Source organism: Paenibacillus sp. FSL F4-0243, from assembly GCF_037963295.1.
GTDB lineage: Bacteria > Bacillota > Bacilli > Paenibacillales > Paenibacillaceae > Paenibacillus_AQ.
Map to the genome: position 1 here is coordinate 3,644,729 of NZ_CP150151.1, position 11,679 is coordinate 3,656,407.

The following is an 11,679-nucleotide window of genomic DNA, read 5'->3' on the forward strand; positions in this document are numbered from 1 at the left end:
ATAGTTCTTTAAAAGGAGATGTTCAATCATGAGGCAGGAAGTTATCATATCAGATATTACAGTCGTCGGCGGCGGCTTGGCGGGAGTAAGTGCAGCTGTTGCTGCAGCCCGTTTGGGAAGGTCCGTATCACTTATTCAGAATCGTCCTGTGCTAGGCGGAAATTCAAGCAGCGAGGTACGTGTATGGGTGTGCGGGGCTACCGCTCACGGAACGAATCGGTATGCGCGAGAAACCGGCATAATGGGTGAGCTTTTTCTTGAAAACCAGTACCGCAATATCGACGGGAATCCGTATATTTGGGATATGGTTCTCCTTGAAACGGTTCGCGCAGAGCCCAATATCCGTTTGTTTTTGAATACCGATGTTCATGAGGTGGAAGCTGACGGCGATACAGACAATAGGGTCATCCGTTCAGTTACCGGTTGGATGATGGGGTCAGAGCAGCGTATTCGTTTTGAAAGTGGCATGTTTCTAGACTGCTCGGGCGACGGACTGGTTGGATTTCTGGCCGGGGCCAAGCATCGTATCGGCCGAGAAGCGAGGGAAGAGTACAACGAGGATTGGGCACCGCCCGTTGCGGATGACATTACACTGGGAAGTACAATGTTCTTCTATACGAAGGATGCAGGCCATCAGGTCAAGTTTATACCGCCAAGTTTTGCGAAGGATATCACGAAGACGACCATTCCGATGACGCGCGTCATCCGCAGTGGCGATAATGGATGCGCTTATTGGTGGATCGAGTGGGGCGGTGAAATGGATACGGTTCTCGACAACGAACGTATCCGTGACGAGTTATGGGCGGTGATCTATGGCTTATGGGACTATATTAAAAATTCCGGCAACTTCAATGCCAACAACATGACGCTGGAGTGGGTGGGCTCGATTCCAGGCAAGCGGGAGTACCGTCGTTTCATTGGTGATTATATGCTCAACCAGAACGATATCGTTGCTCAGCGCGAGTTTGAAGACGGTGTGGCCTTCGGTGGTTGGTCTATCGATTTGCACCCGCCACAAGGGATGTATTCGACTGAAAGTGGCTCCAAGCATTTGCATGCAGACGGAGTCTATCATATTCCGTTCCGTTCCCTGTATTCTGTCAATGTGAACAATTTGATCATGGCCGGCCGCAACATCAGCGCATCGCACGTGGCTTTCGGAACGACCCGTGTCATGGCTACATGTGCCGTCATCGGCGAGGCTGCCGGCACTGGGGCTGCATTATGCGCTGAGAAAGGGGTCGTCCCACGTGAGCTATACCAGACTCATCTACGTGAACTTCAGCAAACACTGCTTCACCAAGGTGCGTCCATCATCGGTCTACGCAATGATGATGTGACCGATTTGGCACGGAGCGCGAAGTTAAAAGCTTCCAGTACATTGACGCAACTAGTTGTGGAGAAGCCGATCGAAACCTATCCACTTGCTTCCGACACCGGCCTGCTTCTGCCGGTCGACCCGGAGCTGAACGGAATCGCTCTATTCGTCGATGCCGCAGAGAACACGACATTGGAGCTGGAGCTATGGGACACCGGTCGCGGTGAAAACTATGTCCCGCATACGAAACAACTTGCAACATTGACACCGGTAACAAAAGGCACAGGACAACATGTGATCGTGAACCTCCATTGGAAGCCGACCACCCCACAAAACGCATTCCTCGTGGTCAAAGCCAACGAACGGCTTGCCTTACATCTGTCTGATGAGTCTCAATTTGGAGTGCTTTCATTTGCGAAAGGGCCACGCCCCGTGGTTTCTCCGGATCTCGGAGATCATCAACCAAGTCAGCCGGTCGTGCAGTGGAATATGCGTCCATTTAACCGCAAACCGATCTGCTTCCGTCTCCTCTCGCCAACGCAAGCATACGCAGCGGATAAGGTTATCGACGGATATCACCGACCGTTTGCTGGGCCGCATCTGTGGTCGTCAGCCTCACTTCGGAAAGACTCACCGGAGTGGTTGGAGCTCAATTGGCCAGCACCGGTCAGCATTCGCACGGTGCATATCACATTTAACGACGATGTGAACGAGGATCTGATCAATCTTCATCATCACCGCACAACGTTCGAAGTGATTCCCGAACTAGTCAAGGATTACCTTGTGCAGATTGATGTGGATGGCGAATGGATTACCGTTGCCGAAGGCCGAGACAACCGAAAACGCAGAGTTGTCCATTCATTAGAACGGCTGGTTACCTCTAATCGGCTTCGCGTTGTGGTAGAAGCGACGAACGGTTGCCCGAGAGCCGAGATCTTCGAGATTCGCGTATACGAATAGCAGACAACAAAGACCTGTCTGCAGTTCTGCAACTCCCAAGAATCGTTATATGAATCAACAAGTTTTATATCTTCTGGATTCGTTTTACAGATGATATAATCGAATGAATAAAGAGAGATTCATGGCAAGATCAATGAATGATCCGGACTTAAGTATCGGAAGTGGCTCTGCAAGGCTAGTATTGTTAACCATACTCCATACACCAATACCCACGATTGACTTGTGGAATAAAACCTCTTGAAACAGAGGTTTTTTTTGCCTATTCGAGAAATCTGGAAACTCTTCAGACAATGAGAACATTCAACTACATTTTTGGGAGTGGATCCTACACGATGTTCAACTGGCGCTATTTGCTTCCGAACAAATTGAAGTACAGGCTGATCATGGCTTATATCACCCTTCTGATGTTTCCTTTGTGCATAGCTATTTTTTATCTGTTCCAGCATTTTGAATCGATTCGTCAGAAGGATATGATGGATCGGATGTCCGAGCACATGCAGCAGGTTCATGTGTCCTTGACAGATATGATGGCATTCGCCTATAAGGCGAATATTATGCTGAGCCAGGACGAGAGCCTGATCCAAATTATGCACGATCCGGACAAGTACGATCCCCTTGAGCGAAAGAAAGTCATCGAGAGTAAGATGTTTGGCATCAACAACAGTTTCTTCTTCCATCAAACAGAACTGTATTTTAGATTCATCGACCTGAAGGGCAATGTATACACCTCCTATGCACCTGCCGGCCGGTTGACTAACGAGCTCAAAACCTTACAAGATTGGCAGGATAAGCTACATAGCGGGACACATTCATACCGGTGGGTGGCGGATGATTGGAATGACGTAATAGGCAGTAAAGGAAGCAAGGTTTTAAGCCTGTACATAGTCCTGGATGACCCACTGCGTGGAAACTTCGGACTGGCTCGCATCAGCATCAATATTCAGGAATGGTTCCTGAGCACATTAAAGGATAGTCCGGCTAACCAGGATTTGACCATCTTTACGGGACAAGGAGAGACTATTCTCCAAAGTAAGAAAACAACCTTCAGTATGGATATGTTACATAGAATTACGTCGCTACAGGCAAAGGAAGGACACTATGAGGATAAACGTTCTTCATCCCTAGTCAATTACAGCTATCTTGAAGATCTGGATTGGTATGTGGTCAGTCAAATGCCGTTAAGCGAACTTCAGCAGGAAATCCGGCAATTAAGGTTTATCGCATTCCTCTTTTTGACGATTCTGGTCATCGTCTACGTGCTAGTAACCATCATCCTATCGGCTCGTATGACGAAGCCGTTGGTTGTCTTAGAGCGGAGCATGGAGGAGGCATTGGACAAGAAGCTGAATGTCAAAATCAGTATCGGAAAGGGGGCAACTGACGAGGTGCGTTCCCTGGGTGACAGCTTTAACCACATGATAGATGATGTCATCGCACTCATTAACAAGCTTAAGCTGGAGGAGCGGCAGAAGCAGGCGGTACGTTTTCAAATGCTGCTCTCCCAAATGAACCCGCATTTTCTGTTGAACACCTTGAATACGGTCAAATGGATCGCCAGAAAAGAAAAGCAGGAAGCGATCGCTGGCATCTGCACTTCTTTGGGGCTAATCCTGGAGGCCAGCCTGAACTCGGAAATTGAGCTGATTCCCCTTAAAGAAGAAATGAAGCTGCTGCGTTCCTACGAATCCATTCAGTCCTTTCGCTTCAGGGATCATTTCATCGTCCGCTATGAATTGGATGAGCCGGTTCAACATGCTCTCGTTCCCAAGCTTAGTCTTCAGCCTCTGGTGGAGAATGCTATCGTCCATGGCTTTGACATGACGGACGGGTGTGGCACGATTTGGGTGAGGGTGAGAGCGGAGGGCAGAGAACTTATCCTGGAGGTGGCGGATAATGGTATCGGCATGGAAGCGGCCGCACTAAAACCGGGAAGACGTAGCGGTCATGGCATCGGACTGAGTAATCTGAGAGAAAGGCTACAATTGCTTTTTAAGCGGGAAGGTTCCATGGAGATTATTTCAGGCGCGGAAGGGACCCTTGTCCGGCTCCGGCTGCCTTTACTGATAGCAACACCTTATTCACAGGAAGGAGGCGATGGGCATGTGGGCGATTTTACTAGTGGAAGATGAGGTATTTGTCCGGGAGACCCTACGAGATACGGTGGAATGGGAGCGGCAAGGATTTTACGTTGTGGGTGAGGCTGGGAACGGTAAGGAAGCTCTTACGGCTATTCTGGAGCTTAAGCCTGACGTCGTGATCGCGGATATTGTTATGCCGGGGATGGACGGGATTGAACTGTTGAAGGAGACACGGAAAGCGGGAATTCGCAGCCGGTTTATTATGCTGACGGCTATGAGCGATTTTGAATATGCCCGGGATGCCCTTCAATACGGGGCCTTCAATTATCTCTTGAAGCTTTCCTTGAATGATGAAGTTTTGCTCGAGAATCTGGCGCGGATTAAGGGAGAACTGCTTGAGGAGCTTAGTGTAGCTAGTGAGGCACTTTATCCTTATTTTCACCGTATTTGGTCGGGTATCCGGGGAACAGTCGCAGCGGCCGATCAAGATCAGACTGGAACAATTGCGGTAACGGAGAAATTCCACGGCTTAGAACTTGAAATTTATACCATACTGAGTGGAGCTGTACCCGCTGCTGCGGAAAAGATGAATATTCAGACAGAGGAATATCTGTTGGTTCAACTCTTCCATGAAGGAGGACAGACAACTTTCTTTTGCTGGAGCTTTGGGAAGAAGGCAGCGTGTGCAAACAGACATAAACATAACCTTTCGATTGGAATGGCTTACGGCAGCAGTCTGAGCCAGTTGTCCCAGGATTGGCGCTTAGCACTGAATCAGTTGAACGGATATTGGTACGGCTCAATGGGAGGTCAGTTGAAGGAGCGGCATGAACTGCCGCCGATCGCAGAGCTGGAAGCAGAGCTGATCCGGCGTTTCGAAGCACGCGACGAACGCCAATGCACCGAGGTGACAGCTTTAATGTGGAAGAGCATGGAAGCCTCTTTGTTCTCCCATGTAGAAGTGAAGATACTGGCTGCCCATCTTGTTCATATGCTAGCCATGCTGGCAGGACGAAAATCGGAGTACCGGCAGGAACTTGACTCAGCCATCAGCCATGCATCGCTGCTTGTTCATGTACAGCAAGTCATACATAAGCTAATCCAGCAAATGAAGGAAGAACATGTAAGTTTTACAGATCATCCTGAGGTGAATCGGGTGATTCAATATATGCTGGAGCATTTCAAAGAAAATATCAAGATTGCGGATTTAGCCAAGCTGGTATCCATTAACGTCGACTATCTAAGCACCGTTTTTGGTAAAAAAACCGGACTGACACCGATCGCCTTTTTGCAAAACATCCGGATCGAGCAGGCGAAGCGTCTTCTGCTGCATTCCAAACTGAATGTGGAGGAGATCGCTTTTCAGACAGGCTTTGCCGATGATGCATACTTCATTAAGGTGTTCAAACGCATGGTTGGACAAACGCCTAGCTCCTTCAGGCGTGAGAATAATACCTAAGTTTTGTACTATTCATCTGTAAGTTTCAACCCTGATGAGGCAAGGGATTGATTGGTATAGTTGGGTGGAATCAAACAATCCAATCAAAGGGAGGTTGCAGGAAGATGAGAAACAGAAAATGGATGATGGCAGGGTTTGCTCTGTTTATGACCGTGCCTCTGGCACTCGCCGGCTGTGGTGGAAGCGGGGGTGGCAAGCAAGCGGAGGGAGCGACTTCTCCTGGAGCAACTAAGACCAGCAGTGAGCCGATCAAACTTACCCTGTGGGGAGCGGTACCATCCGAGAATGGCCCACAAGAGGTCGTAGACAACTGGAATAAGCAAAATCCGGATGTTCAGGTGGAGTATGTGCGGTTCGTCAATGACGATGCTGGGAACCTGAAGCTGGATACAGCTCTCATCTCTAATCAGCCCGTGGACATGTACGTCAACTATGATTTCAGCCTTTACGAGAAACGGATTAAAGCAGGCAACGCACTTGATTTGGGCAAATTCTCCGATTACAACGTGGACGATAAGATGGGGGAAGGCGCTGCGCTATGGAAAGTAGACGACAAGTATTATGGTCTGCCTACCCAAAAAGGCTTGTCTTTTGTCTGGTTGAACAAGGATATGCTCGATGCAAAAGGACTGCCGGTTCCGACGGATTGGGGGCTGGAAGAGTTTAGAGATTACGCTGCCAAACTGAAGAGTAACAAGGTATGGGGATTGGCACAGAGCGATTATTACTTCACCGTGCCTATCAACGGGTCCTTGCAGAAGCAAAGTTTGCAACTGACCAAAGACGATGGAACTTCCGCTTTTGATAACCCGCTAACGGTCAAGACGCTTCAGGTCTATTCGGACATGATGTTCACCGATAAGAGCCTGATGCCTCATACTGAGCAGATCACTTCGAAGCCTGCCTTGGACCAGATGTTCGTGAAAGGAGAAGCCGCAATGTTGTTCTCCACGAACCAGATCTTCCGCACGACGAATAATATAGCTGAATTTCCCCGGTCGTTCAAGGTGGCAGCGGCACCAGCTCCCAAAGTGAACAAGGATCAGACCGATTATATTAACGCCGGTGGCCTGGGAGATGTGATTTCCATCAATCCGAGCTCCAAGCATCAGGAAGCTGCCTGGAAATTTATACAGTGGTATGCAGATGAAGGGATGCTGCCGATGGCGGCGGGCGGAAGAGTACCTTCCTCCAAGGACTTCCCGGTCGATGAGGCTGTCGCGCTAATGTTCAAAGGTGTGGAAGACACGTATGATCTGGATTCAATCAAACGGGTCATGTTCGGTGATCTGCCGCTGGGTCTGAGCCGTTTGGACCGGAAGACAGGAAGCGAGCAACAAGCTATCTATGACAACGTGTTTTCTCGGAAGCTGACAGCTGAAAATGGCGCGAAAGAATTAGCACGGGTGCATAACAAGAATTTGCAGGCATCATCGAAATAGCACAACCTGGCCAAGGAGGGGCGGGTGATTCGTACCGTATCCCTCTATACACCGCTAGCTGCCTGATGATGCAAGTTACCTTATTTAGAGAGAAAGGCGGTGACCGATCGTGAGCTGGATGAAACGACAGAGGCTGATTGGTTATGTGTTTATCGCTCCCAATCTTATCGGAATGACCGTGTTTATGCTCATTCCGGCCCTGTTCTCCTTTTATTTAATGTTTACGGATTGGGTATTCGCTAGTGGGGAAGCCCCGCACTACGTTGGATTGGATAATTTCAGGATGCTGGTGAGAGACGATTTATTCCTAGTATCGGTCAAAAACACCTTGCTGCTACTGATCCCTGTACCGATTTCTATCATGCTTGGGTTTCTGATTGCTGTCATGCTTAATAATCGGACGTATTTTCAAAAGACACTTAGAGCGTTCTTTTTCGCTCCGTATTTTACCAGTGGCATAGCCATTGCTTTCGTCTGGATGGTACTATTTCAGCCTAGTAGTGGTCCGATAAATGCCTTCCTGCACTCCATTGGTATAACTGATCCTCCACAATGGTTTGCTTCCCCGGATACAGCAATGTATGCAGTGCTGATTATGATGACCGCAGGTGGCATTGGCTATAACATGATCATTTATTTAGCTGCCTTGCAGGAATTGTCCGCCGAGCAACTGGAAGCCGCGAAGATAGACGGAGCAACATTTGGGCAACTGCTGCATCTCATTATTTTTCCATTAGTGAGTCCAACGACGTTTTTCTTAATGATTACTGGTTTTATCGGCTCGATCAAGGGATTTGGCATGATTTATGCGATTACCCAAGGCGGACCGGGCAATAGTACGACGGTTTTCTCGATTTTTGCATATAAAAAAGCCTTCAACTTCTATGAAATGGGGTACGCGTCGGCTGTCTCGTGGACTATGTTCCTGATCATCCTGTGCATCACGCTTATTCAATGGGTTGGTCAGAAAAAATGGGTCCATTACTAACAGAGGGGAGACGCACAATGGCTAGGAGAAATGTAAGAGTAATCAGAACACAGGTGATGAGAACCTTCAATACGATCATCATGGCGCTTGCCAGTCTGCTGCTGCTGTCACCTATGATCTGGATGATCAGCACTTCGTTTAAGAAGCCGAAGGACGTTTTTACCTATCCGATTCAGTGGATTCCACACGATCCTGTATGGACCAACCATTTTAAGGTTTGGACGACTGGAGACGGATTTTCGCTTTTTTATTTCAATTCCTTGAAAATATCTTTGATTTTGATGATTGGAGCTCCTTTGTTGGCCGCTTTTGCCGCATATGGTTTCAGCCGGATTCCATTTAAGGGAAGGAACGCCATCTTTTTGCTGTATCTGTGTCTGATGATGATTCCACAGCAAGTGTTGTTTGTCCCGAAATTCATCATGTTTGATTGGATGAAAATATATAATACCCATTGGGCGCTCATCCTCCCAGGCTTATTTACGGTGTTCGGCGTCTTTATGATTCGGCAATTTTTCATGAGCATTCCCCATGAAATATCGGAAGCGGCTTTCATTGACGGAGCCGGTCATTTCCGGATATTCTTTCAACTGTTTCTGCCACTATCCAAACCAGTGCTTGCAACTTTCGCAATTATTGATTTTACATGGACGTGGAACGATTACGAGAATTCCTTGATCTTCCTGTTAGACAAAAGATTGTTCACGGTACCGTTAGGCATGCAGAATTTCATGCTGGAAGCGGGAGTGGATTATAACATGATGATGGCTGCCGCTACAGCGGGAGTCGTGCCGCTGCTCATTGTCTTCTTCCTGGGCCAAAAGTATATTATTCAAGGCTTCTCAAGCTCAGCTGTCAAAGGATAAACAACGATATGAACAATAGAGATAGACGGAGATTACAGACGCCTCGGGGTCCATTCAAAATGTTTTATGATAGCGCATACAAAAATGTTTTAGGAGGAATTTCGTCTGTATGAAGAGAATATCGATTGTGACTGTCATGGTTTTATTGTCCAATCTGGTATTGTTCTACAGCCCTGCGCATGCAACAGCGGATTTTAATCAGTACTAAGTGATTTTGAGCAAGGGGACGATAACTGGCTTTTTGCATAGGCGATTCGCCTGAAGTGAAGGGAAGCTTCAATCGGATCGAATCAGCTGAGAGTTACAACGGAGCCCATATGGGACAAATAAAAGCAGATTTCAGCCTAAGACCAACGGGATCGCCATTTGCATCCATAAAAAAAGAGGTGGATGAGCTAGATATTGAACAACTGGCGTTCTGGGTCAAAACCTCGGACTTGAAATCACTGCGAATCCGAACGACAGATTCGACAGGGCAAACATTCCAACAGCGCATTACATTGCAAAATACATCGAATTGGCAGCAGGTTGTCGTAAGTCAGATGGGATCGAACACATTTACTTACTGGAATGGAGCAAATGACGGTGTATGGCATAAACCGGCAAACGCCATCACAATCCTTTTCGACCGATTTGATATGAAGAACGCCGCGTTACCGGCCACTATCCTGGTTGACCACATGACGGCTCAGATGGGTGATTGGCAGCCAGAGCTGAAAATTCAGCAAACAGCACTTGGCAATATTTTTCTGGATTCTGAACCGAACGTTTTTATTGTAAGAACAAACAGACCATCAGTAAGTTGGGCCACATATGATATTTATGGCGCACAGATTACTTCGGGAAGCGAGAGTCCGGTCGCCGGGAAAGCTCAGATCACGGTGCCTTTCAGCAAATTGGGCTATTTTACGCTTGAAGTTACTGCGGAGAGACCCGGCAGTGAACCACTGGTCCGAAGTACAGCTTACGCCGTTGTTTCTTCAGCATTGCCACCCGGTAATGGGGAATCACCGTTTGGTGTCAGCACGCATTTGAACTGGACTGCCTCCGGGTGGAGCAAAGAGCTGAGTAAACTGATCCGTTATATGGGCGCATCCTTCGTTCGGGATGGCATGGAATGGAGCAGCATCGAGAAACAAAAAGGCGTCTATACCTTCGCCCCTTCACCGGATGATTATATGCAGAAGCTTGCGGAGAATGATCTTAAGCTGCTTTTTGTGGCGGCATTTAACAACCCATTCTACGATAATAATGCAACACCCTACACGGATATAGGAAGAAGGGGACTTGCGGAATACGCTAAAGCTTATATAGAGCAGTACAAGGATCAGCTCATCGGTTTCAATGTATACAATGAGTTCAATGGCGGGTTCATGATGGACAGGGACGACGAGGCTGGATCGAATGGGCAAGCGGCATCGGTTCCGAGAAAAGACCGAGTTTATTCCGCTCCATGCAGTGGATGATGCCGACCCAATAAGCAATAAGGAGAAGAACTATGCCACTTGTTGATATGCCGTTAGAACAATTGAAAACCTATGAAGGAACGAATCCACGCCCAGCGGATTTCGATGAATATTGGGAGCGTGCTCTGGCAGAGATGCGGACTGTTGATCAGCAGCTTGAGCTGGTGCCCAGCAGCTTTCAAGTACCCCATGCCGAATGCTTTGACCTGTATTTCACGGGCGTGAAGGGAGCGCGAATTCATGTGAAGTACGTGCGCCCTAAGAATATGGAAACCCCTCATCCGGCTGTCGTTATGTTTCACGGCTATTCCGGCCATGCCGGGGATTGGAGCGAGAAACTGGCTTATGTATCGTTAGGCTTCTCTGTGCTTGCCATGGATTGCCGCGGCCAGGGGGGAACCTCGGAGGATGTAGGAGGGGTAAAGGGAAATACGCATCACGGACATATTATCCGCGGGTTAAATGATCACCCGGATGAACTGCTATTTCGTCACATTTTTTTAGATACTGCACAGCTTGCCGGAATAGCGATGAAGCTGCCTGAAGTCGATCCTGAACGCGTTTACGCTGCAGGGGGATCTCAGGGAGGTGGACTTACGATAGCTTGTGCTGCATTGGAGCCGAGAGTGAAGAAGCTTGCACCGATTTTCCCTTTTCTTAGTGATTACAAGCGTACATGGGACATGGATTTAGATCAAGAAGCTTATGGCGAGCTGCGTACGTATTTTCGCTACTATGATGTGCTTCATCAACGCGAATATGATGTATTTGAGAAGCTCGGCTACATTGACATACAATTTCTAGCTGATCGAATTCGTGGCGAGGTCATGATGAGCGTCGGGCTAATGGATACCATATGCCCGCCATCTACGCAATTTGCAGCATACAATAAAATGAACACGATGAAGCAGCTTGTTATTTATCCTGACTTTGGACATGAGTATTTACCGGGTTCGTCCGACCGGACGATGCAATTTTTCCTGGAGTAATGAATCAGAACGAGATATCAACATTAAAATAATCATCCATAATTACATTTAAACGTTAATATCTAATGGCTTCGTCCTTTGTTTTCAGAGGGCGAAGCCATTAGTGTTTTGGG

Annotated in this window: 8 protein-coding genes; all 8 read left to right on the top strand. The window is 47.9% G+C overall.

Annotated elements, in window-relative coordinates:
- The first annotated feature begins 28 nt into the window (after positions 1-28).
- The 8 genes from NSS87_RS16025 to NSS87_RS16060 all read left to right on the top strand — a co-directional run bounded on the left by NSS87_RS16025 (position 29) and on the right by NSS87_RS16060 (position 11,566).
- Positions 29-2,278 (top strand): FAD-dependent oxidoreductase, encoded by a 2,250-nt coding sequence (locus NSS87_RS16025; protein WP_339241178.1) that lies wholly within the window; start codon positions 29-31, stop codon positions 2,276-2,278.
- Between the two features lie 332 nt (positions 2,279-2,610).
- On the top strand, positions 2,611-4,407 hold the full coding sequence (locus NSS87_RS16030; protein ID WP_339241181.1) for a histidine kinase: 1,797 nt from the start codon (positions 2,611-2,613) through the stop codon (positions 4,405-4,407).
- On the top strand, positions 4,379-5,815 hold the full coding sequence (locus tag NSS87_RS16035) for a response regulator (RefSeq protein ID WP_339241183.1): 1,437 nt from the start codon (positions 4,379-4,381) through the stop codon (positions 5,813-5,815). The genes NSS87_RS16030 and NSS87_RS16035 overlap by 29 nt, the downstream gene beginning before the upstream one ends.
- 104 nt (positions 5,816-5,919) lie before the next feature.
- Positions 5,920-7,257, top strand: a complete 1,338-nt coding sequence (locus NSS87_RS16040; protein WP_339241185.1) for an extracellular solute-binding protein — start codon at positions 5,920-5,922, stop codon at positions 7,255-7,257.
- A gap of 118 nt (positions 7,258-7,375) precedes the next feature.
- Positions 7,376-8,245 carry a sugar ABC transporter permease gene (locus NSS87_RS16045; RefSeq protein WP_076283800.1) on the top strand — a complete coding sequence of 290 codons (870 nt, stop codon included), beginning with the start codon at positions 7,376-7,378 and terminating at the stop codon, positions 8,243-8,245.
- Positions 8,246-8,262: 17 nt separating this feature from the next.
- A complete protein-coding gene (locus tag NSS87_RS16050; protein WP_339241187.1) occupies positions 8,263-9,111 on the top strand; it encodes a carbohydrate ABC transporter permease in 849 nt (282 codons plus the stop codon).
- Positions 9,112-9,374: 263 nt separating this feature from the next.
- Positions 9,375-10,577 carry a hypothetical protein gene (locus NSS87_RS16055; protein WP_339241189.1) on the top strand — a complete coding sequence of 401 codons (1,203 nt, stop codon included), beginning with the start codon at positions 9,375-9,377 and terminating at the stop codon, positions 10,575-10,577.
- A 32-nt stretch (positions 10,578-10,609) separates the two neighbouring features.
- On the top strand, positions 10,610-11,566 hold the full coding sequence (locus NSS87_RS16060) for an alpha/beta fold hydrolase (protein WP_339241192.1): 957 nt from the start codon (positions 10,610-10,612) through the stop codon (positions 11,564-11,566).
- Positions 11,567-11,679 lie beyond the last annotated feature (113 nt).